Origin of the sequence: Megasphaera sp. SC8-1, from assembly GCF_024436295.1 — a bacterium.
GTDB classification, from domain to species: Bacteria; Bacillota; Negativicutes; order Veillonellales; family Megasphaeraceae; genus Megasphaera; species Megasphaera elsdenii.
This window is the reverse complement of record NZ_JANFQH010000027.1, coordinates 48,249-71,692: the sequence shown is the minus strand read 5'-3', so window position 1 is coordinate 71,692 and position 23,444 is coordinate 48,249. Positions and strand designations below refer to the sequence as shown.

Here is a 23,444-nt window from a genome sequence, read left to right as displayed (position 1 = left end):
AAGGGCTTGTCGCACGACGACAAGCCCTTTTTGAGTATTAAGTTTGCAGTTTGTAGTTTTTAGTGAAGGTTTTTAAATTGTTAGTGGCTAGGGGTTAGTAGAACCTTTATGCTTCCACTCTTCTCTCAACGGCCTTTGGCTTTCATGGTGTGCATGACCCAGAAGTAGGAGCCGCCTGTGAACAGGCAGGCCATGACCCAGCAGATGGGACTGGCACAGCAGATGCCGAAGTAGCCCCACATGGCGGCCAGGACCAGGGCCGAAACGCTTCGGCCGCCCAGTTCCAGGATGCTGCTGATGAGGGGTACGCTGGAAATACCCATGCCCTGCAAGGCGTTGCGGTAGACGAAAATCTGGCCCAGGAAGATATAAAAAGGAACGGACATCTTCAGATAGAGGAAGGCCTGTTCCATGAGGATTTCGTCATGGTCCGTCGTGAAGACGCTGATGAGTTCCCGGCCATAGCTATACATGGCCAGGGCGGCGACCAGGCAGAACGCCAGGGACACGAGGGAGCACTGGCGGACGCCCTGGCGGATGCGGCCGTACTGGCTGGCGCCGTAGTTCTGGGCCGAATAGACGGCCATGGCGATGCCGAAGGAAATCATGGGCTGCAAGGCCAGCTGTTCGATTTTCGTCGCCGATACGAAGCCGGCAATGGTTTCGGGTCCAAAAGTATTGCAGACCGACTGGAGGACCAGGATGCCCATGGAGATGATGAGGAACTGGACGGCCATGGGCAGGCCCAGGCGCAGGTGCTGCCAGGCAAAGGGCCAGTCGAAGGCCCAGTCGGCCCGGGTCAGGCGCAGCATGGGAAAACGGCGGCGCATGAAACACAGACAGAGTATGGCCGAAACGGCCTGAGCGATGACCAGGGCGATGGCCGAACCGGGGACGCCCCAGCCAAAGACGACGATGAACAGCAAGGCCAGGGCGATGTTCAAGAGGGACGACACGATGAGGAAATAGAGTGGAGTCCGGCTGTCGCCGAGGGCCCGGCAGATACAGGACAGGAGATTATAACTCATCATGGCCACCAGGCCGAGGACGACGATGAGCATATAATGATAGGCATCGTCGTATAAAACATCAGATATGTTCATAAGCCGCATGATGAGCGGCATGGCCAGGCTGACGCCAAGGGTCAGCAGAAGCGTCAAAGCCAGGGCCAGCATGGCTGACGTCGTCACAGACCGGCGCACGCCGTCCATATCTTCAGCGCCGAAACGCTGGCCTGTGATGACGGAAAAACCGGACGACAAGCCGATGGTCAGACCAAAGACGGCCATGAAGACCGGCGCGACGGCACCGACAGCAGCCAGGGCATTGACACCGATGGTCCGGCCGACGATGATGATGTCGGCGATATTATAGAATTGCTGGAAAACGTTTCCTATCAAAAGGGGCACGGTAAAAGCCAGGATGAGGCGGATGGGATTGCCCGAAGTCATACTGCGAACCATAGAATCGTCCTTTCTGCACAACGTGCACGAAGTGAAAATATTTTTATTATACCACGCTGTCCAGCAAAAACAAGTTCTAATCTTTTTTTAATGAAGTTCTCCCCTTTTTTAATATTCCTCTCATAATTGTCCGGTACAATCGAAGCAACGACACAGCTTGTTTTAAAGGTTTTGTTATCTTGGAGGTGCAGTCCCATGTATCACAGACCGTTTTTTTCTATCCCCTCATGGCTGGAACCATTCTCCACCGTTCCCCGGTACCAGCTCATCACGCTCTGTACGTACCAAAAGGAAGAGACTTTAGGGAAAGTCCGGCGCCATCAGGGACAGCATGTCTGGCAGCCGACGGACTGGGGCATGGCCGCGACGCGGGCCCTCAAAGCCATGCAGCGGAACAACCAGATTGCCATCATCAAAGAATTTACGGTCATGCCCAACCACATCCACTTATTCATCTTTTATAAGAAATTCCATCCCCGCCTGCCAGAATGGTTCATCGAAAAGGTCAAAGAATTTCTGCTCTACTACATCGAGCCGCCCCGCGAATGGCCGTCTCCCATCTGGGAAGAGCCGGTAGAGGCGCAGATGGTCTATACAGATGCGGCTCAATACGCCGTCGCTGAAAGTTTAAAAGAATATGCCCATCACTGGAAATACGACCCGCTGCATAAACGGTGAAGGGAGCAAAAAGAGGCTGCCGCATGTGCGACAACCTCTTTTTAGTTGTTAGTTGTTAGTTGTTAGTGGTTAGCGGATGGCTTTAAATTTAGGGTCCTCTTCTACAAACTCCGTGCTACAAACTATGTTGAAAGAGCAACCTCTCAGTCAGCTTCGCTGACAGCTCTCCTATCAGGAGAGCCAGGCGGGCCGATCCTACGAACCACTAGCCACGAACCACGAACCGCTAGCCACGAGCCACTAATAATTCCGGTGTCTTCATCTGGCGTTCGCTGCATTGGTTTACGTAGTTGTAGAGCAGGGCTTCCAGGAATTTCAAGTCCGATCCGCGCAGGTTCACTGTTTTTTCGGTTCCCCAGGGATAATGGACCAGGGTCTTCCAGGTCTGGCGGACAGTCGGCGTCAGTGGCAGTTCTTTCATGTTTTCCGGCATTTCGTCGTCGATATAATAGACGGGCTGCTGGCAATAGCCCTGGCCCTGATAGAAGACGCGGGCCGTGTCGATGTCCGGCAGGAAGCCGGTCAAGGCCATGAGCTGCCAGCCGGCGATGAGGGTGACGATGCGGACGTCCTTGAGTTCAATGGCCCGGCCGTAGAGGCGGACCAGGTTATACAGGACTTCGTCGGCTTCGCCGCCGGCCATGAAGAGGACTATTTCGACGAAGATCTGCGAATAGACATAGCCGTCCCAGGTCAGCTGGCGAAGGCGCTTGTTGCTGCGGCAGTCGTATTCCGTCAAGGTGTAGACGCCATCCTTTTCAAAGACGTCGAAGGTCATCTCCGCCAGCGGAGCCAGCGTCCCATAACCCATCTTGCCCTGGGTACTGCGGCGGGCCAGGACATGGAGGATGCCGGCCTGCCGGGTCAGGACGGTGACGACGAGCTGCTTGGCACTGGTCTTGCGGACGGTCAGGATGATGCCTTCATAGGACCGCGACGGCTTGCGGCCGTAATACCCGCTACGCCTCATGGTCCGCCTCGGCGTCTCCTTCCTCTCCGTCTCCCGCCCCTTCCCTTTCCGGAAGGGGTTCCGCTTTCAGACGGACAATGCGGAACCGCTGCATTTCCAGGACCGTAAAGCGGTACGTCCCGATAGTGACTTCATCGTGAACTTTCGGCGTATGGCCCAAGGCATTGAAGACATATCCGCCGATGGTATCCGTATCGACGTCGTCTTCGACAGGGATGTGCAGCAATTCTTCTACGTCTTCCAATAAGACCGTGCCGGCAAATTCATAGGCGCCGTCCGGCAGGGGCTGGATTTCTTCTTTTTCCTGGGTGTGTTCGTTCTGGATCGTGCCGACCAGTTCTTCCAGGATATCTTCCAGGCCGATGAGGCCGACGGTGCTGCCGTATTCATCGACGACCATGGCCAGGTAGGTCCGGCGCGTCCGCATGAGCTGCAGGAGTTTCGACGCCGGCATGATTTCCGGCACCATGAGGATGGGCCGCTTGATGAGATTCAAATTGCTGCGCTTATGGATGTAGAGGTCCATGATATCCTTGATATGGACCAGGCCCAGGACGTGGTCCTTGTCGTCTTCGCAGAGAGGATAGCGCGTATGGCGCGACTGGCGGATGGTCTGCATATGCTGACTCATCGTATCTTCCGTATAGAGGCAGACGATGTCCTGACGGGGCACCATGATTTCCTTGGCCAGGCGGTCGGCGAAATCGAAGACGTTGCCGATGAGTTCGCTTTCGACCTGATCAATCTTGCCTTCTTTATGGCTGGCCGTGACCAGCATGCGGATTTCGTCTTCAGAATGGGCCATGTCGATTTCATTGGTCACATCGAGGCCGCGGCCGGCCAGGATGGCCCGGCCCAGCCAGTTGCCGAAGAGGATGAACGGCATGAGCGGGCGGCTCCAGGGCTGGATGAAACGGCGCAGGGCCTTGAGGCTCTTTTCCGGGCGCTGGAGGCCGATGGACTTGGGGATGAGTTCGCCAAATACCCAGAGGATGAAACAGAGGACGATGCCGGCACAGATTTCGATGAGCCAGATGAGCCACGTGTGGCCGATGTAAGGCGCCAGGAGGCCGTACAGACCATAGAGGCCGCAAAAGCCGGCAGCCCCGGCGATGAGACCGGACAAGGCCATGCCGAGCTGGGCCGTCCCGAGAAAGACGATGGGCTTGTCATAGAGGGACAAGAGCGGCTTCAGCGACGTATCGCCGTCGCGGACGAGTTCTTCCAGATATTCCCGGCGCAATTGGGCAAAGGCGAACTTGCCCGTAACGCAGATGGCGCTGACGGCCAGGCAGATGAGGAAGACGAGGAGACATTGGACGATTGATTGTACTTCCATCGTACTGCCCCCTACTCGTTCTTGTAGCCCAATTCACTGAGGGCGCCCGACTTGTTGCGCCAGTCCCGCTTGACCTTGACCCAGATGTCGAGGTAGACCGACGACCCCAGGAGGTTTTCGATTTCCTGGCGGGCCAGGTTGCCCACTTCTTTGAGGACGGCGCCATTCTTGCCGATGACGATGCGCTTCTGCGAATCCCGTTCGACGTAGACCGTGACCCGGATATAGACCTTGTTCTTGCCGCGCTGGGTCATTTCTTCGACATAGGCGGCAATGGCGTGGGGTACTTCATCGCGGGTGCAGCGGAAGAGCTTTTCCCGGACGATTTCAGCGACTAAGAGCCGTTCCGGCTGGTCCGTAATCATGTCGTCCGGGAAATACTTCGGCCCTTCCGGCAGGATCTTGCGCAATTCGTCGACGACGGCATCGACATTGTCCCCTTTCAGCGCCGAAATGGGGATGACCTGGGCAAAGGGATAGAGTTCGGCATATTCCGTAATCTTTTTCAAGATTTCTTCCTTGCTCATGACGTCGATTTTATTGATGATCAAAAAGACCGGAACGCCGACGTCTTTCAATTTTTCCAGGACGAAGAGGTCGCCAGGGCCTTTCTTTTCATTGCCGGAAATGAGGAACAAGACGGCATCGATGTCGCGCAGGGACTGGTAAGCCGCTTCATCCATAAATTCCCCTAACTTGTGCTTCGGCTTGTGGATACCCGGCGTATCGAGGAAGACGATCTGACATTCGTCGTCCGTATGGATGCAGAGGATGCGGTTGCGCGTCGTCTGGGCCTTATCGGAGACAATCGAGACTTTGTGTTTGATGATATGGTTGATGAGCGTCGACTTGCCGACATTCGGGCGGCCGACGACGGCGACGAACCCCGATTTAAATGATTCCATAGATATAGTGACTCCTCCTTATAATTCTTCGCCTTCGCGGACGTAGCCCAGGCGCTGTAAAATAAATTCTTCTTCTTTACGCATTTCGGCTTTATCGTCCGGTTCCATGTGGTCATAGCCGAGGATGTGCAGCATGCCGTGGATGGTCAGGTAGGCCAGTTCCCGTTCAAAGGAGTGGCCGTATTCATCGGCCTGTTCCTGGACTTTTTCCAGAGAAATGATGATGTCCCCCAAGAGGGCCGTGTCCGGGCCGTCATACCCGTCGTCTTCGCCTTCATTGAGGGCAAAGGACAGGACGTCCGTCGGCCGGTCGATATTGCGGTACTGCTTGTTCAGCTGATGGATGTAATCATTGTGGCACAAGAGGATGCTGATTTCCGCATTGGGCCCCAGGCCGTAGACCAAAGCTGCTTCTTCACAGACGCGGTCGATGACTTTTTCATATTCATCATGCTGGAACGACGGATCTTCGTAATTGATGTTGATATTCATGGATATTCCCCCAATCAGTGGTCTTGTTTATAATAAGTTTCGTAAGCCCGGATGATGCGGCCTACCATGTCGTGACGGACGACGTCTTCATCGCTGAAATAGACCATGCCGACACCGCGGACGTCTTTGAGTATCTTTTCGGCTTCGGTCAGGCCCGACATGCGCCGGTCGACGAGGTCGATCTGCGTGGCGTCGCCGTTGACGACGACCCGCGAGTGGTTGCCCATACGGGTGAGGAACATCTTCATCTGTTCCCGCGTCGTGTTCTGGGCTTCATCGAGGATGATGAACGACTCTTCCAGAGTCCGGCCGCGCATGTACGCCAGGGGCGCGACTTCGATGATGTTGCGGTCGATCATCTTCTGGAACTGGTCGTAGCCGAACATATCGGCCAGGGCATCGTACAAGGGGCGCAGGTAGGGATCGATCTTTTCCTGTAAGTCCCCGGGCAGGAAGCCCAGCTTTTCCCCGGCCTCGACAGCCGGCCGGGTGAGGATGATCCGTTCAACTTCGCGGTTCTTCAAGTAAAAAGCCGCCAGGGCCACGGCCAGATAGGTCTTGCCCGTCCCGGCCGGCCCGATGCCGAAAGTGACCAGGTTCTTGCGGATGGAATCGACGTAGCGCTTCTGGCCCAGCGTCTTGGGTTTGATGAGACGGCCCCGGGCAGAAATGCCGACAGTGTCTTCATAAAGGTTGTGCAGGGCCTCTGACTGCCCTTCTTTGATGAGTCTGGCCGAATAGCGGACGTGCTGCGTCGTGAGGTACGTATTTTCCCGGAATAAGTAGCGCAGGACGCGGAAGACTTCGGTCACGCAGGCCACATCCTGTTCGCTGCCGACGATCATGGCCGTATCACCGCGGACGGCAATACGGCAGTCCGGAAATTCGCGCTGCATCGTCTTGAGAAATTCGTCTTTCATGCCCAGGACGGCCCGGGCTTCACGCAAATCGGAAAATTGCAGTTTCTTTTCTACCAAAATGAGATGCTCCTTTATGTCATGAATTTACGGACGGCTTTGCCGTGCAGGTAGTCACAGCGGGCTCCCTGCCGGGTGTCCCGTCTTTCCAGTTCTTCGTCAATCATGTCGCGGATGCGCCACCAGCCCATGCCCCAGTTGGCGAAATCCGTCGCTTCTTTCGGCGCCCGGCCGATGAGGCGCTGGAAGACCGTATCGGGCCGGCTGTATTCGAGGAAGGCCACGACGCGGCGGACATATTCTTCGCAGGTCCAGAGCTTGATATCCCCTTGGGCGTACCATTCGGCCATGGCCGTGTGCTTGATAATGTACAGGGCGTGGAGTTTGACTTCGTCCGAACCGAGGGCAGCGATGATTTTGGCCGTTTCGATGGTATCTTCTATGGTATCCCAGGGCAGGTCGAGGATGACGTGGGTACAGGTCCGGAAGGGATAGGCCCGGAGCATGACCATGGCATCAATGTATTCGGCGACCGTATGGCCGCGGTTGATTTTAGCCAAGGTCTTATAATTGACGGTCTGCAAGCCCAGCTCGACGAGGATATCGACGCCGTACGTTTCCTTGACTTCGGCCATGATGTCGAGATAGGTCTCGTTGAGGCAGTCCGGCCGGGTGGCGATGGCCAGGGCGACGATATCGGGCTGGCAGGCGGCGACGAGGTAATCCCGGAAACGGTCCGGCGGCAAATAGGTGTTGGTGAAATTCTGGAAATAAGCGATGAACTTGTTGGCCTTGTATTTCGGCTTGATGTGGGCCATGTTCTGTTCAATCTGCTGGCCAATGGTCACCGTCGCCGGCAGGTTTTCATACCCGGCGCCGATAGAGCCGCAGAAGGCACAGCCCCGGACGCCCAGGGTCCCGTCGCGGTTGGGACAGGTATCGGGGATGCTGATAGGCAATTTATAGACTTTTTCGCCATAAGTCTCTTTTAAATACGTCGAATAGACGCGATAGCGTTCGTTCACAATGATTCTCCTTTGACCGGGATAAGGCACCAATCGGCCCGGTCTTTCTTCTTTTCTGCCAATACATAGGCATCGTCTGCGGGCACGGCTCCATAGCGGCTCAATTCGGCCTTCAGGGCCGGGCTGGCCGGCCAGATGCGATAGCGCATCTTGATATCGCGCCAGTTGGTAAAACGATAGTCTTTCGCATAGGTCTGCAGCCAGGCTTCGTCGCGGAAGATGGCATCGGTCTCACTGCGCGGCGCTTCGCTCCAGCCGAGGAAGCCGGCCTGGAGGCGGAAGCGGAAAAAGGTCAGCATATCCAGGGCCAGCAGTTCTTTGGCCAACGCCTTCTGGTCTGCCGTCAGCGGCAGGACTTCTTCAAGGCAGTGGCAGAGGAAATGACATAAGGACTCATCTGACAAGGCCTTTTGGTCATTATGCAGGACGAGCCACTCCTCTGTCAAGGCTTCGTAGAGTTTCATATAATCCGGTGCAAAGAGGCGGCCGAGCCAGTTGAAAAGATATGTGAATTTCCCGGAGTTATAGGTCCGTTCAAAGACGTCTTCCAGGACCTTCAGATAAGCTACTTTTTCATAAGGCAGCCACGTCGTCGCCAGGACTTCATACGGCCCCTGGGGATCATAGCGGTAATCGCCGGGATAGTCGCGGCGGATGCCGGAGCCCTTGAGGAGCTTCAAGAAGCCGATCTGCAGCTTGTGCGGACGGAGGGCATAGATATCGTTGAAGGACTGGCGCAGATGGTCATAGTCTTCATAAGGCAGGCCGACGATGAGGTCCAGATGGAGGTGCATCGTCCCCAAAGCGACGAGGCGTTCCATGATGTGCGTAATGCGCGGCCAGTCATTATGGCGGTGGATGGCCTGAAGCGTCGGCTCATATGTCGTCTGGATGCCCATTTCCAGCTGGATCCGTCCTTTCGGCGCCCGGGCCAGGAGATCGATATCGTCATCGGTGAGGACGCCGGGCTCGATTTCCAAGTGGAAATTGATGGGCTTATCGACGCCGATCATGTATTCGATGAGGGGCCGATGATGAGCGGGACTGCAGTTAAAGGTGCGGTCGACGAACTTGACCTGATGGACGCCGGCATCGACGAAGGCCTGCAGTTCCTTCAGGACCAGCGGGACTGAGCGGAAACGGACGCGGTCGTTCATGCCGGACAGGCAGTACTGGCAGTGGAAGGGGCAGCCCCGGGAACTTTCATAGTACATGATGCGGTGGTCCAGTTCGCGGAAATCCTGGTGTTCATAAGGGAAAGGCAGGCTGTCCAGGTCTTCCACTTCCTGGAAGGTTTCATCGCCTTGGATGACGCCGTGGACGCGGCCCAGAACGCCGGGCACTTCCGTCCCGTCGCGGCCGGCGGCCAGGGATTTCAGGAAGGCCGGCACCATGTCTTCCCCTTCCCCCTGGAGGACATAGTCGATGTGTTCGTAGTCTTCCAGGATCTGCCGGGCCGTATAGGATACTTCCGGGCCGCCGACGAAGATTTTCGTGTCCGGGAAGACCTGTTTCACCAAGTCGATGAGGTGGCAGGTCATGTCGATATTCCAGATGTAGCAGGAAAAGCCGATGGCATCAGCCCGAAAAGACGCGATGTGGCGCAGGATGTCATAGACATTCTGATTGATTGTGTATTCAGCCACAGCCACGTCGACGCCCTGGTGTTCGCAGGCCGTCGATAAACAGCGCAGGGCCAGGGACGATTGGATGAATTTGGAATTCAGGATAGTAAGCAGTGTGTTCATGGAAGACCTTCTTTGAATTGTTATATGTATATATAAGTATACCGCAAGGACGGCGTTCTGTCATGTCTTTTCCGCCCCTGGCCGGGGACAGCCTTTTCGCCGGCCCCTTTTTATGATAAGATGAGATAGTATATAGATTTTCCCCTATGAAAAGGAGGCTTTTCCTTGTTTAAAATAGCACTTGCCCAGACAAACGTCCACCCTGGCAATCCACGGCAGAACACAGCCGTCATGAAAGACTTCATTGCCAAGGCCAAAGCCGCCGGCTGCGACCTCATCGTCTTCCCGGAACTCGCCATCCCGGGCTACCTCATCGGTGACATTTGGGACCAGCCCGACTATATCGACGACTGCGCCCGCTTCGGCGAAGAAATCAAAGCCTTGTCGGATGGCATAGCCATCATCTTCGGCAACGTCGCCAAAGAAACGGACCGGGTCAACCTCGACGGCCGGACGCGGAAATACAACGCCATGTTCATCGCCTATAATGGCCGCTGGATTTCGCCGGCCCGTTCGCCTTACCCCTTCTACATCAAGACGCTCCTGCCCAATTACCGGGAATTTAGCGACATCCGCTACTTCACGTCGCTCATCGAAGTCGCCCAGGAACGCCACGCCTTCCCGGAAGACTTCCTGTCGCCCGTCCAGATTGCCTTCGACGACGGCCGGAAATTCCGCATGGGCCCTCTCATCTGCGAAGACAGCTGGGATGAAAATTATCCCTTCAAGCCCATGAGCTATTTAGGGAAAATGTACGACATCGATATGTTCATCAACATTTCCAACTCGCCCTTCACCCTGGGCAAGACCCAGCGCCGCCACCGCCTGTTTGGCCAGGCCATCGACAAGGTCCACTGCCCGGCCATCTACGTCAACTGCACGGGCATCCAGAACAACGGCAAGAATATTTACACTTTCGACGGCGCCAGCAGCACCTACCAGAAAGATGGCTCGCAGCACGTCGAATGTACGCCGTTCACTGAAGAAATGACCATCGTCGATTTCGATGAAACGACGCAGCGCTTCGTCTCGCCGGCCCACTTGCAGCCGGAAAAGAGCCAGATCGATGACATCTACGCCAGCCTGCACTACGGCCTGAAATCCTTCATGGATGCCATTGGCGTCCACAAAGTCGTCCTCGGCGTCTCTGGCGGCATCGACTCGGCGGTCAACGCCGCCCTCTATGCGACGGTCCTGCCGCCGGAAAACATCCTCCTGGTCAACATGCCCAGCTGCTACAACTCGGACATGACCAAGAGCCTGGCCAAGGAACTGGCCGACAACATCGGCTGCCTGTATACGGTCGTCCCCGTCCAGGACAGCCTGGAACTGACGCGGAGCCAGTTCAGCCAGGCAAAGCTCAGCCAGGGCGGCCAGGACAAGGGGCAGCTGGAACTGACGAGCTTCATCGAAGAAAACATCCAGGCCCGCGACCGATCCAGCCGTATCCTGGCCGCAGCCGCTGCCGCGTTCGGCGGCGTCTTCACGTGCAATGCCAATAAAGCCGAACTGTCCGTCGGCTATGCGACCCTTTACGGCGACAGCGCCGGCTACCTGGCTGCCACGGCAGACTTGTGGAAGCATCAGGTCTACGACCTAGCCCGCTATCTCAATGAAACCGTCTTCCACCGCGAAGTCGTCCCGCAAGGCAGCATCGACATCGTCCCCAGTGCCGAACTGTCGGACAAACAGGATATCACCAAAGGCCAGGGCGACCCGATCATCTATCCCTATCACGATTACCTCTTCGCCGCCTTCGTCGAACGCTGGCAGCGGGCGACACCAGAATCGATTCTCGAATGGTACATCGACGGTACCCTGGAAAAGAACATCGGCTGCTCCGTCGACGTCCATCAGCTCTTCCCGACGGCCAAAGCCTTCATCGACGACCTGGAACGGTGGTGGCGCCTCATCGCCGGCTTCGCCGTCGCCAAGCGCATCCAGAGCCCCCCTATCCTCTCCATCAGCCGCCGCCCCTTCGGCAACGACCTGCGCGAATCCCAGCTGACACCGTACTACACGACGCGCTACCTGGAAATGAAAGAACGCCTTTTGGCAAATGAAGCGTAAAAAAACGCCTGCTGTTTCTGCAGCAGGCGTTTTTTCGTGGTTCGTTTGGCGTTTGCCGTGGTTCGAAAGATTCACCCAAATCCAAAGAATAAGGCTGTACACAGGATTCGCACGGGCCGCCGATTAAGGCGGCCCCTACAGCTCGCGGACTGCGTCCGCTTCGATGAACGACCCACGACAAACGAACCACAAAAGGGGCTTGTCGCTTAAGGCGACAGCCCCTTTTTCACTACATATCTTTCAGTCTTCCGACTTCTTGTTTAGGACGGACGCGTTTGTGTCCGAATGTTTCTACGATGATGAACATCATGGGGATGAGGAAGACACCGAAGATGGTGGCGATGGACGTACCGAAAACGACGGTAATCCCCATAGTGACTCGCGACGCAGCACCGGCGCCGGTAGCGATGGCCAGCGGGACAGAGCCGACGACGAAGGCCAGGGACGTCATGATGATCGGGCGGAGACGGATCTTGGCCGCTTCGATTGCAGCCGATACGGGATCCATGCCGCGTTCATCGACACGGACTTTGGCGTATTCGATGATCAGGATGGCATTCTTGGCGGCCAGGCCGATGACGGCCAGCAGACCGATCTGGAAGTACAGGTTATTCTGCTGGTTCATGAGATAGGCAAAGACCGAAGCCCCGAAGACGCCTGCCGGCAGGCTGAACATGACGGCAAATGGTACTTTCCAGCTTTCATAGAGGGCAGCCAGGACGAGGAAGACGAAGAGGATAGCCAGGGCAAAGACGTAAACCGTCTTGTTACCGGCTTCGATTTCTTCACGGCTCATGCCACTCCATTCGTAGGCATAGCCTTCACCGAGGGTGTCCTTGGCGACTTCTTCCAGGGCTTTCAGAGCATCACCGGAGCTATAGCCATTGGCCGGAGCCCCTTGGATCTTGATGGCCGGATAGTCGTTGAAACGGTTGAGGATCGACGCCGAACCGATAGCTTTCGGCCGGACGAAGTTGGCCACCGGCACGAGCTGGTTGGCGCTGTTGCGGACGTAGATGTGGTTATTGGCATCGATGGTTTCACGAAATTCCGGAGCGGCCTGGACGACGACCTTGAAGTTACGGCCGAACATGGTGAAGTCGTTGACCTGATAGGAACCGTAGAAGGACTGGAGCGTCGAATAGAGGTCGCTCAGGGAAACGCCTTCTTTGGCGACTTTATCGCGGTCGATGTCGAGCTGATAGCCCGGCGTATCGGCAGCGAAGGCCGTGTAGACCGAACCGATTTCCGGACGTTTGCGAGCAGCGGCGATGAATTTCTGAGCCGTCGCCGACAGTTCTGCCGTCGTATGGCTGCCGCGGTTTTCCAGCTGCATCGTAAAGCCCGACGACGTGCCCATGCCGTCGATAGGCGGCGGGTTCATGGCGATGACCGTAGCCTGGGGAATCTGATTGCCCATGGCCATGATCTTGCCGACCAGGGCATCGACGGACAGGGATTTATCTTTACGCTGATCCCAGTCGCTCATGCCGATGAAGGACGTAGACCCGTTCGATTTCGGCCCATTGGCCAGGATACTGAAGCCGACGACGTTCATGACATTGGTTACGCCGGGCTGCTGTTCCAGCCAATTACTAATCTTTTCGCTGACTTGTTTCGTTTCCGTCTGGGAAATGCCTTCAGGCAAGGTGACGTTCATCATGACGAAGGCGTTATCTTCTGACGGGACGAAGCCCGTCGGCATGACTTTGAAGACGCCTGCCGTAAGGGCGCTGATGATGACCAGGAAGGCCACGCACCATTTAAGGTGGAGCTGCAAGTGAGCCAGGCGCAGGCCATACCAGGCGATGAGTCTGTCGAAGGCATCATTGAATTTCTGGAAGAACTTGTAAATGCCCTTGGGATTGTCATTGGGTTTGTGAACATTCAAAATAGACGCACACATGGCCGGTGTCAGGGTCAGGGCGACGAAGGCCGAAATGAGGACCGACACGGCAATGGTCAGGGCGAACTGGCGGTAGAGGATACCACTCATGCCGCTGATGAAGCCGACAGGAACGAAGACGGCGGCCAGAACGCAGGCGACACCGATAACCGGGTTCTGTACGTTCTGCATGGCAATGATCGTCGCCTCCCGCGGACTTCGGGCGTTATACTTGATTTCATATTCGACGGCTTCGATGACGACGATGGCATCGTCGACGAGGAGGCCGATGGCCAGTACCATAGCGAACAGGGTCAAGGTGTTGATGGAGAAATCGAGGACCTTGAAGCAGGCAAAGGTACCCAGCAGGGATACCGGGACGGCGATGAGCGGAATCAGCGTCGACCGGCCACTCTGAAGGAAGAGGTAAACGATGAGGGCGACCAGCAGCAGGGCTTCGATGAAGGTTTCAATAACTTCGTGGATCGACGCCGTAACGAAGGTCGTGCTATCGTAGACAACTTTATAATCTAAATCAGACGGGAAAGAAGCCTTTGCTTTTTCCAGGACTTTACGGGCACCGCTGACGGACTGCATGGCGTTGGCATCGGCCGTCAGGCTGATCATGAAGCCGGCTGCCTTGCCGCCGCCCAGATCACTGGTAACGGAATAATCCTTAGAGCCCAGGCTGACGTCAGCAATATCGCCGACGCGGACCATGGTGCCGTCGGGATTGGTGCGGATGATGACGTTCTTGAACTGTTCTGCCGTCTGCAGACGACCGTCTGTACGCATGGTGTACTGATAGGTCTGGTTATTGGGCGACGGCTGGGAACCGATGGTGCCGACAGCGGCCTGTTTGTTCTGGGCGCTGATGGCCGAGATGACGTCGGTCGGCGTAATCTTCAAGATACTCATCTTCATCGGGTTGAGCCAGATACGCATGGCGTAGTCGGACCCAAATTCCTGGACATCGCCGATGCCCGGGACGGATTTCAATTCATCCATGAAGTACTGCGTGGCATAGTTCTTCATGAACGTCGCATCGTAAGAACCATTGGGCGACACGAGGGCGAAGACCATGGCCATGGAACTCGTCGATTTCTGGACAGTGACGCCGGTCTGAGTGACTTCCGACGGCAGCGTCGACTGGACCTGGCTGACACGGTTCTGGGTGTTGACCGTATCCATATCGCCATCACTGCCGGACTTGAACTGGACCGTCATGGAATAAGACCCGTTATCGTTCGTCGAACTTTCCATATTGACCAGGTTATCGACGCCGACGAGCTGGCGTTCGATGACACTGGCTACGGTCGTGCCGACGACTTCGGCGTTGGCGCCGATATAAGTAGCCGAAACGCGGACCTGCGGCGGCGTGACCTGCGGATACTTGGCGACTGGCAGGGTCGCAATCGCCAACAAGCCGAAAATGGAAATCAGCAGGGAAATGACGATGGCGAAAATAGGCCGGTCGATAAAGAACTTAGATATCACGGTCTCGCCTCCCTACTGATTGGCCGACGAGTCCGACGACGTATCGGAACTGTCGTTATCGATGTCTTCCTTGGTCAGCAAGTGCTGGTCCAGGGAAGCGCCTTTGGCCTTCTGATAGCCGTCGACGATGATCGTATCGCCGTCCTGGAGACCATCGTTGATGATCCAGAACTTGCCGACTTTCTGGCCCGGCGTGACTTCGCGGTTCTGGGCTTCGCCATTGCCGTCGATGACGGAGACGTAATATTTACCCAGCGTCTGCTGGACGGCGCGCTGCGGTACGGACAAGGCATTGCGCTGAATCTGTGTATCCGAGATGACCGTCGCATAGAGACCCGGGATGAGGAGATTGTCCGGGTTGTCGAAGACAGCCTTGACAACGATAGAACCGGAGTTGCCGTCCATGCCGTGGTTGACCTGGGTGACATGGCCTTCATAGGGATAGGTGGAACCATCGCTCAGGCGGAGCAGGAGATGGTCGCCCCAGCTGCTGCCGGTACTATCAGCGGCCTGTTTGGTCATCTGCAGGTATTCCGATTCACTGATGGAAAACTCTACGTAGACCGGGTTCGTCGAAGAAATGGTGACCAAGGCCGTCGAACCGGCTGTGGCAAAGGTGCCGACGGGGACGTCGTCGACGTTCAGTTTGCCGCTGAACGGCGCATAGACGATGGTATCGTCGACGTTATCCTGAGCGGCATCGACCTGGGCCGCATTGGCTGCGACGACGGCCTGCTGCTGCTGCGTAGCCGCTTCCTGGTCGGTAACGGTCTGCTGCGGGATGGCATCCTGGCTGGCCAGGGTCTGGTAACGGCGCAGGTTCAGCTGCTGATTGGCCAGGTTGGCTTCGGACTGGGCCTGGGTCGCTTTGGCCTGGGCCAGGGCAGCGTCATAAGTCCGGCTGTCGAGGCGGAACAAAGGCTGGCCTTCCGTGACTTCCTGACCGCCCTGGACGTATTTCTCCACGACGCGGCCGGAAATCTTAGGCCGGACGGGCACTTTGTCCGTCGCCGTGACGGTACCGCTGTACTCGGCCTTGACCGGCGTGTCTGCGGCGACGACTTTATACGTGTTGACGGCAACAGGGGCCTTGGTCGCACTCTGTTGGGCACCACAGCCGGCCAGGAGCGCGGCAATGGTGAGAACGGTGACGCTCATCGTCGCAAATTTGCGTTTTTGTATCATCTTCACTTTCCTCCTATTTCTTTCGATTCCTGATTCTTAATGCCATAGAGCAAGACCTTGATGCAGCGCTTCATATAGTCACTAAAAGAGGAATCGTGATTGACATCATTAAAATAATCGATAATGTCGTCGGCTGCGCTATGCAAAAGGCGCAAGAACAGGAACTTATCAAAAGGCTTAAATTCGCCTGTCTCCTGAGCTTCATCGAGGAGCTGTTCCAAAAGGCGCCAGTCTTTTTCGTAGCGGGACTGCAGGCGGTTCCAGACATCGGGCATTTTCGTCAGAAGTTCCGATGCTTTCCGTACGGACAGGACCTGCCAGTTGTCACTGGGCACGTCGAAATAAGCGATGAGCTTGGCTTCGCAAGTCATGGTGCTGTCACTGACGATGCGCCGATGATAGGTATAGATCTTATTGGTAAAATCAGAGATAGCCTGCTCTATGATTTCTTGTTTCGACGAAAAATGTTCGTACAAGGTCCGCTTGCTGATGCGCAGGTTACGGGCCAGATCGTCCATGTGGAAATCAGCACCATGGCGGTTGATTTCACAAAGGGCTTCTGCCAGGATCTTGGCGCGGATATTTTCTGTCATGTAAACACGTCCTACTTAAAAAAAATACAAGGTGCTGTCATTGAAACTCAAACTACAAAACTCAGTACCAATTTATAGTTTAATATACAGCACCTTATAAGTCAATAAACAAGTCGATATTATTATTTCTTTGTTACTTCTTCAATTCTTCGGCAAATTTCCGGATGGGCAGGATCTTGTACAAGACGGCACCGCAGGCTGCACCGATGCAGGTATTGGGCAGGAAGGCGACGACGAAGAACCACAGGGCGACGACTTTGGAATCGAGGACGAAAGCGGCGACGGGATAAGCGATGAGGCCGCCCAGGATCCCGGTCCCGACGATTTCTCCGACGACGGCGCCCCAGATGGAATTTGTCTTCTTATACAAAAGGCCGGACAAGGCGGCGCCAATCATGCTGCCGGGATAGGCCAGGACGGTACCGACGCCCATGGCGATGCGGATGGATGAAATACAGAAAGCACCGGCCGTCGAATAGCGCCAGCCCACGAGGACCGACAAGAGGACGTTGATGAGGTGCTGCAGCGGGAAGACCCGGGCACCTCCGAAGGGAAAGGACACGAAAGGCGCCAGGAGGACGCCGATGGCGATGAAAATCGCCGTAACTGTCATTTTCTTGAGTTCACCATTATTCACGATTGATCAAAACCTTTCCATACTGTTGCAACAGCGTATCATTTAAGGCATAAAACGTATCAAAGAGACGGGCGTGGAAGGTCCCAGGTCCAGCCTGGCCGCCCCGTTCCAGAGCCAGCTCGCCGCCGATTCCCATGGCCAGGACGCCGGCAGCGGCCGCCGTGAAGGGATCGGTCACGGCCGCAAAGGACGCGATGAGGGACGTCGTCATACAGCCCGTACCGGTGACATAGGTCAACATGGGGCAGCCGTTGTGGACTTCTGCCGTCCGCTGCCCGTCGGCAATGACATCGACGGCACCGGTAATGGCGACGGTCGTCCCCAAATGCCTTGCCAGAGATGCTGCCAGGTCCGGGTCAGCCGCTCCGATGCGGCTGTCGACGCCGAAATCCTGACCGCTCTTATGGGCGGCCAGACAGGTGATTTCCGAAGCATTGCCGCGGATGACGGCCAGGGGCAGTTCGTCCAGCAGGCGCTGCGCAGCCTGGGTCCGGAAAGTCGTGCCGCCGGCGCCGACGGGGTCGAAGACGATGGGAACACCGTGAGCCGCAGCGGACCTGCCAGCTGCCACCATGGCTTCCAGCGTCCATTGCTGGAGCGTTCCCAGATTGAGGACCAGGGCCTTGGCGGCGGCCGCCATTTCAGCTACTTCCTCGACGGCATTGGTCATGGTCGGCGAGGCGCCGATGGCCAAGGTCGCATTGGCGCAGTCGGTCATGGTGACGAAATTAGTGATGTGGTGGATGAGGGGCCGCTGGCGGCGCAGTTCCTGAAGGGCCTGGGCCACAGCCGGGATGAGTTCCATCGTCAGGCCCCCTTTCAGACGTGGATCTTGAGGATGGCTTTTTTGATGGCCTTCCCCTGCCCATCGGGCGCACAGAGGCAGCGATGGCCGTCAGCCGGCGTAAAGACGGCATAGGTCCCGGGCGTCATGGCAATGACGGTATCGGCTGCGACATCGGGATTGTAGAACCAGGCATCGCTATCGGCCCGGCTGTCGTCGACGACGGGCCCGGCCTGGCATAAAGGCTGCCAGCCAATAGTTTCTTCGCCATCCAGGACATACTGGATATCGATGTAATCGCGATGGGCTTCCATCAGGCGCTGGCCGGCCGGTGCCGTTTCCGTGACGTCGACGTTCATGTAGTTCACCGTATCGAAGGTGTGGCGCCCGGGCTGCAAGTCCGACTTGGCCAAGGAGACCAGTTTTTCGATCCACGGCCGGATATATTCCGGCAGGAAACGGCTTTCCTTGTCATATTGGGAAATATTACCTACGAACATGAGGATTCCTCCTAATCTTCGTCGCTGGCTTCGCGGGCGGCGACGTTTTTATCGAACAGAGCATCGGCGAACTGAGCTGCATCGAAGGGGCGCAGGTCGTCGACGCCTTCGCCGACGCCGACCCAGCGGACAGGGACGCCTAATTCCCGTTTCACCGACAAGATGACGCCGCCTTTGGCTGTTCCGTCGAGCTTGGTCAGGACGACGCCCGTCAAGGGAACGACGTCGCCGAAGAGCTTGGCCTGGCTGACAGCGTTCTGCCCCGTCGTGGCATCGAGGACGAGAAGCGTTTCCTGCGGCGCCCCTTCGATGTTGCGGCCGGCGACGCGGGCCATTTTCCGCAATTCTTCCATGAGGTTGGACTTGGTCTGCAGGCGGCCGGCCGTATCGACAAGGAGGATATCCATGCCCTTGGCCTTGGCCGACGCCGTCGCATCGAAGACGACAGCCGCTGCGTCCGCCCCTTCCTGGTGCTTGACGATGGGTACGCCGACGCGGTCAGCCCAGATGGTCAGCTGTTCTGAGGCAGCGGCACGGAAGGTATCGCCGGCGGCGAGCATGACCGATTTCCCCTGCTGTTTGTAATACTTGGCCAGTTTGCCGATAGTCGTCGTCTTACCGACACCATTGACGCCGACGATGAAGATGACCCGCGGCCCTTCCGTTTCCGGGAGGGGTTCATCATTTTCATTGAGCAAGGCGACGATGCACTTTTCCAAATACGGTACGACGTCGTTGCCGTCTTTGATTTCCTTCGATTTGACGCCGGTCCGGATCTGGTCCAGGAGGTATTCCGTCGTTTCTACGCCGATGTCGCCGGTGAGCATGACCGCTTCCAGGTCATCGTACATGTCGTCGTCTATTTTGGCATAGCCGCGGACGACGGTTTCGATATTCTGGATGAGCGAGTGTTTCGTCTTTTCTAAGCCTTTTCGAAGTTTTGAAAAAAATCCCATAGTTATGTTCCTTCCTTTAACAATTCATCTACTTTGACAGTCAGCAGGCGCGATACGCCTTTTTCTTCCATCGTTACACCCAACAAGGTATTGGCCGCTTCCATGGTCTTGCGGCGGTGAGTGATGACGATGAACTGCGTCGCTCCGCTGTAATTCTTGAGGTATCGGGCCATGCGCTCGACATTGGCTTCGTCCAGAGCCGCATCGACTTCGTCGACCAGGCAGAACGGTGCCGGATGATAGGCCAAAAAGGCCAGGAGCAAAGCGATGACCGTCAGGGCCCGTTCGCCGCCGGAAAGGAGCGTCAGGGACTGCTGTTTCTTTCCTGGCGGGCGGATGTAGATTTCCACGCCGGCTTCCAAGATGTGTTCCTTGTCGGTCAAGGCCAGGTGGGCCGTGCCGCCGCCGAAGAGGCGGCTGAAGATATCCTGGAAATGGACGCCGATTTCTTTGAAGGCCTTGGCGAATTGTTCGGCCATGGCCGCGTCGATTTCAGCGACGACAGTCCGCAATCTTTCCCGCGATTCCTTCAAATCGTCGCACTGGCGGACGTAAAAGTCCCGTTTTTCCAAAGCCGTCTTGTATTCGTCTTCGGCAGCCGGGTTGATGGTCCCTAGCGCCGTAATCTGAGCCTTCAAGGAAGCGACCTTGTCATGAAGCTCTTTCAACGAGCCCTGACGGCGCCGTTCCATAGCTTCCTGGCGGCTCAGACCCTGCATGGCCAGCCGTTCTTCGTGATGGCTGATATCGCCTTTATACTTTTCCAGCTGGACTTCAGCCGCATGGCAGCGCTGCTGCCACTCCTGATGGCGCCGGCGAAGGTCGGCGACGACACCGTCCAGGGCCTGGCTTTTTTTCAGGGACTCGTTGCGGGTCCGGTAAAAAGCCTCTTTGGCCTGGTCACAGCGGACCGTATCGGCTTCTTTCACGGTAATATTTTTCGACAGTTCTGTCAACAGGCGGGCCGCTTCTTCCTGGCGGCGTACCAGGTCCTGGCGGCGCTGGGACAGGGCTTGTTCCTGGGCCGTCAATTCCTGCTGCCACGTATCATGCTGGCGCAGCTGGTCATCGCCGTGACGGACCTGTTCGGTCAGCTTGGCAACGGCAATCTGCCGCTCCGTCAAGGTCTGACGGCACTGGGCCGCTTCGGTCCTGGCGGCGTCACAGGCGTCCTGCCATTGCTGGACGTCGGCGGCCGGCCCCGTTTCCATCGCCGACAGCGCCGCTTCTTTCTCAACCAGCCGGGCCTGCATATCGGCCCGGTCCTTTTCCAGTTTTTCCACGCGCTCGTCGAAAGCAGCCAGGGTCTGACGGATGTCAGCCAGGGCCTTCTCTTCCTGGCCGGCCTGCCAGCGGGCCTGGTCCGCAGCCTGCCGGGCCTGGCGCAGCCCTTCTTCGGCCTGGGCCAGGTCCCGTTCAGCCCCTTCGGCCTGTTGGCGCAGGTCTTTGCCTTCGGCCAGCAAGGCTTCCAGGCGCTGCTGGCCGCAGCGGCACGTTTCCTGCAACTCCTGCAGCAGGGCCCGCCGGCTGATGAGGGATCCTTCCTGATTGCGGGTGCTGCCGCCAGTCAGGGAACCGCCGGCGTTGAACTGGGTGCCATCGAGGCAGACGATGCGCAGGCGATGACCGTATTTCCGGGCTACAGCCGAGCCCGTATCCATGGTGTCGGCCAGGAGGGTCTTCCCTAAGAGCGACGAAAAGACTTTCTCATATTTCGGCTCATAAGAAATGACGTCTGACGCGAAACCGAGCATCCCCGGCTCGCCAGCAGCCCGTTCTTCATCGGCCGTCCGCGACCGGCTGCGCAGCGTATCGAGCGGTAAGAAGGTCGTCCGGCCGGCTTTCTTTTCTTTTAAATAAGAAATAGCCTGTTTGGCAGCCCTTTCATCTTCAGCGACGACGTAGCGGACGGCACCGCCTAAGGCGACGTCGATGGCGACGGCGAATTTCGACGGGATCTGGCAGAGTTCGCCGACGGCACCGCACAAACGGCTGCGCCAGGGCTGACTGGCCGTCAGGACCACTTTGACAGCCCGCCCCAGGCCTTCGTGTTCCTGTTCCATACTCTGGAGGACGCGCATGCGCTGGGCGGCTGCGTCGATATCGCCGCGCAGGCGGCGGTATTCTTCTTCCCCTTGTTTTAGGCGCTGGCCTTTTGCACGGGCGTCGTGCCGCAGGGAAAGGGCCTGCTCTTCAAAGGCAGCAGCCTTTTCCTGCCAGTCTTTCTGCTGTATCCCGGCTTCCTGATGCCGCGCTTCGGCCTCTTTCAGGGCTTTCTTCTTTTCTTCCCACTGCTGCAGGGCCTGCTGGCAGGCGGCGTCATTCTCTTCCAGCCGGCGGCGCAGGTCTTCGCTGTCCCGGCGCAGCATGAAAGCGTCACGGCTGCGCTTGGAATTGGCATCGACCCGTTCCTGCAGGGCCTTGGCCGCCGCTTCAGCCTTGGCTTCGGCCTGGCCGAACAAGGTCTGGGTCAGGGCCAGGGCCTGTCGGGCCGCTTCCAGTTCAGCTGCTTTCTGCGCTTTCTGCGCCCGCAAGGCCTCTTTCTGTTCCTGCCAGGCATTCTGGCGCTGCTGCAGTTGTTCTGCATCAGCTCCTGCCTGGGCTTCGTTCTCGGCGAGTTCGGCCTGCCGCTGACGGCAGGCTTCGCGACGGTGGACGAGGCTGTCCAGTTCATTGTGAACGACCATGGCCTGTTCATCGAGATGGCGCAGTTTTTCGTCATCGGCAGCCATGGCGTCCAATAAGGCCTTGCGCTTGCCTTCGGCAGCGGCCAATTCCCGGGCTGCTTTCTGTTCTTCGGCTTCGGCCGTCATGCGGCCGTTCTCGGCCTTGGCCAGGAGGCGTTCGCTGTTGCGCAGTTCCTGCAAGGTCACGGTCCCTTCATAAGCCAGGCGTTCGCTGTCGAGGCAGCGGAATTTCTGCAGCGTTTCTGCCTGTTCCTGTAACGGTTCCAGCCGTTCTTCGAGGACGCTCATGAGGTCGCGGATGCGTTCCAAGTTGCGTTCGGTCTCGGCGATCTTGCGCAGGCCGTCGGCTTTGCGCCCTTTGAAGCGGCTGATACCGGCCACTTCTTCAAAGATGACCCGCCGTTCTTCCGGTTTGCTGTTGAGGATGCGGTCGACGCGGTTCTGACCGATGACAGCCATGGAATCCTGGCCGATACCCGTATCGGCAAAGAGGATGTGGATGTCTTTCAGGCGGCACGGCCGGCGGTTGATATAGTATTCACTGTCGCCGGACCGGAACAGGCGCCGCGTGACGACGACTTCAGTGAACTCCGTATCCAGGGCGTGGTCGCTGTTGTCGAAGTACAGTGAAACTTCGGCTGCCCCCTGGGGCCGGCGGGTCTGGGTCCCGGCAAAGATGATGTCTTCCGACTTCTGCCCCCGCAGCTGGCGGACATTCTGTTCGCCCATGACCCAGCGGACGGCGTCAGAAATATTGCTCTTGCCGCTGCCATTGGGCCCGACAATGGCCGTAATGCCCTTGTCAAAGGTCAGCGTCGTCTTATCTGCAAAGGACTTGAATCCCCGCAGTTCCATTTTCAATAATTGCATAATGTCTACTCTCTCTGTGGACGGCCTCGACGGACACGGTACGGCGCCGCGCGGCAGTCCTGATTATTTACTCGTACAGTTAATCATACCATAATTACCGGCCTGCCGCTACTATGGCCTCCCTAGCCGACGATCGGCAAAGTTTCTGTAAAATATCGGGGAAAACCTTGACGAGTCCTGTCTTAATGGATTATATTAGAATTTGGGTTTGAAGGCCCTTATTCTGCAGAAAGGGAGAGTACC

At 57.0% G+C, this 23,444-nt stretch carries 18 protein-coding genes; 2 read left to right on the top strand and 16 right to left on the bottom strand.

Annotated elements, in window-relative coordinates; translation table 11 throughout:
* Nucleotides 1–125: 125 nt before the first annotated feature.
* Nucleotides 126–1,463 (bottom strand): MATE family efflux transporter, encoded by a 1,338-nt coding sequence (locus NOS26_RS08535; protein ID WP_255917568.1) that lies wholly within the window; start codon nucleotides 1,461–1,463, stop codon nucleotides 126–128.
* 195 nt (nucleotides 1,464–1,658) lie between these two features.
* On the opposite strand from NOS26_RS08535, the gene NOS26_RS08530 reads away from it, so the two are divergent.
* The gene (locus NOS26_RS08530; protein WP_014017041.1) at nucleotides 1,659–2,141 is read left to right on the top strand and encodes a transposase; all 483 of its coding nucleotides are present in this window, start codon (nucleotides 1,659–1,661) and stop codon (nucleotides 2,139–2,141) included.
* 226 nt (nucleotides 2,142–2,367) lie between these two features.
* Here NOS26_RS08530 and NOS26_RS08525 read toward each other — a convergent pair whose 3' ends face one another.
* Genes NOS26_RS08525 through NOS26_RS08495 form a run of 7 tightly spaced genes read right to left on the bottom strand, consistent with a single transcriptional unit; the run spans nucleotide 2,368 to nucleotide 9,537 of the window.
* Entirely contained in the window at nucleotides 2,368–3,111 is a 744-nt protein-coding gene (locus NOS26_RS08525; RefSeq protein ID WP_014017042.1) for a DNA repair protein RecO, read from the bottom strand.
* Nucleotides 3,101–4,450, bottom strand: coding sequence for a hemolysin family protein (locus NOS26_RS08520; RefSeq protein ID WP_022497401.1), 1,350 nt, complete (start codon nucleotides 4,448–4,450; stop codon nucleotides 3,101–3,103). The genes NOS26_RS08525 and NOS26_RS08520 overlap by 11 nt, the downstream gene beginning before the upstream one ends.
* 11 nt (nucleotides 4,451–4,461) lie before the next feature.
* Nucleotides 4,462–5,355 (bottom strand): GTPase Era, encoded by an 894-nt coding sequence (era, locus tag NOS26_RS08515; RefSeq protein WP_014017044.1) that lies wholly within the window; start codon nucleotides 5,353–5,355, stop codon nucleotides 4,462–4,464.
* Nucleotides 5,356–5,373: 18 nt separating this feature from the next.
* Nucleotides 5,374–5,847 (bottom strand): rRNA maturation RNase YbeY, encoded by a 474-nt coding sequence (ybeY, locus tag NOS26_RS08510; protein ID WP_014017045.1) that lies wholly within the window; start codon nucleotides 5,845–5,847, stop codon nucleotides 5,374–5,376.
* 14 nt (nucleotides 5,848–5,861) lie between these two features.
* Complete coding sequence (locus tag NOS26_RS08505) at nucleotides 5,862–6,824, bottom strand: PhoH family protein (protein ID WP_022497400.1); 963 nt, start codon at nucleotides 6,822–6,824, stop codon at nucleotides 5,862–5,864.
* A gap of 14 nt (nucleotides 6,825–6,838) precedes the next feature.
* The gene (locus NOS26_RS08500; protein WP_255917567.1) at nucleotides 6,839–7,789 is read right to left on the bottom strand and encodes a TIGR01212 family radical SAM protein; all 951 of its coding nucleotides are present in this window, start codon (nucleotides 7,787–7,789) and stop codon (nucleotides 6,839–6,841) included.
* Entirely contained in the window at nucleotides 7,786–9,537 is a 1,752-nt protein-coding gene (locus NOS26_RS08495; protein WP_072981691.1) for a B12-binding domain-containing radical SAM protein, read from the bottom strand. Before NOS26_RS08495 ends, NOS26_RS08500 begins: the two co-directional genes overlap by 4 nt.
* Nucleotides 9,538–9,702: 165 nt before the next feature.
* On the opposite strand from NOS26_RS08495, the gene nadE reads away from it, so the two are divergent.
* Entirely contained in the window at nucleotides 9,703–11,607 is a 1,905-nt protein-coding gene (gene nadE, locus NOS26_RS08490) for an NAD(+) synthase (protein WP_014017049.1), read from the top strand.
* Between the two features lie 229 nt (nucleotides 11,608–11,836).
* On the opposite strand, the gene NOS26_RS08485 is transcribed toward nadE, so the two are convergent.
* The 8 genes from NOS26_RS08485 to smc form a co-directional block, all read right to left on the bottom strand.
* Nucleotides 11,837–14,989 carry an efflux RND transporter permease subunit gene (locus NOS26_RS08485; RefSeq protein WP_014017050.1) on the bottom strand — a complete coding sequence of 1,051 codons (3,153 nt, stop codon included), beginning with the start codon at nucleotides 14,987–14,989 and terminating at the stop codon, nucleotides 11,837–11,839.
* Between the two features lie 12 nt (nucleotides 14,990–15,001).
* Nucleotides 15,002–16,174 (bottom strand): efflux RND transporter periplasmic adaptor subunit, encoded by a 1,173-nt coding sequence (locus NOS26_RS08480; RefSeq protein WP_014017051.1) that lies wholly within the window; start codon nucleotides 16,172–16,174, stop codon nucleotides 15,002–15,004.
* A 2-nt stretch (nucleotides 16,175–16,176) separates the two neighbouring features.
* Complete coding sequence (locus NOS26_RS08475; RefSeq protein ID WP_014017052.1) at nucleotides 16,177–16,767, bottom strand: TetR/AcrR family transcriptional regulator; 591 nt, start codon at nucleotides 16,765–16,767, stop codon at nucleotides 16,177–16,179.
* Nucleotides 16,768–16,900: 133 nt separating this feature from the next.
* Nucleotides 16,901–17,404 (bottom strand): energy coupling factor transporter S component ThiW, encoded by a 504-nt coding sequence (gene thiW, locus NOS26_RS08470; RefSeq protein ID WP_014017053.1) that lies wholly within the window; start codon nucleotides 17,402–17,404, stop codon nucleotides 16,901–16,903.
* Nucleotides 17,397–18,209: a hydroxyethylthiazole kinase gene (thiM, locus tag NOS26_RS08465; protein WP_014017054.1), complete on the bottom strand. Its 813-nt coding sequence runs from the start codon at nucleotides 18,207–18,209 to the stop codon at nucleotides 17,397–17,399. The genes thiW and thiM overlap by 8 nt, the downstream gene beginning before the upstream one ends.
* 14 nt (nucleotides 18,210–18,223) lie before the next feature.
* Nucleotides 18,224–18,688 carry a YhcH/YjgK/YiaL family protein gene (locus NOS26_RS08460; protein WP_014017055.1) on the bottom strand — a complete coding sequence of 155 codons (465 nt, stop codon included), beginning with the start codon at nucleotides 18,686–18,688 and terminating at the stop codon, nucleotides 18,224–18,226.
* 11 nt (nucleotides 18,689–18,699) lie between these two features.
* Nucleotides 18,700–19,644: a signal recognition particle-docking protein FtsY gene (gene ftsY / locus NOS26_RS08455; RefSeq protein ID WP_014017056.1), complete on the bottom strand. Its 945-nt coding sequence runs from the start codon at nucleotides 19,642–19,644 to the stop codon at nucleotides 18,700–18,702.
* 2 nt (nucleotides 19,645–19,646) lie between these two features.
* A complete protein-coding gene (gene smc, locus NOS26_RS08450) occupies nucleotides 19,647–23,201 on the bottom strand; it encodes a chromosome segregation protein SMC (protein ID WP_014017057.1) in 3,555 nt (1,184 codons plus the stop codon).
* Nucleotides 23,202–23,444 lie beyond the last annotated feature (243 nt).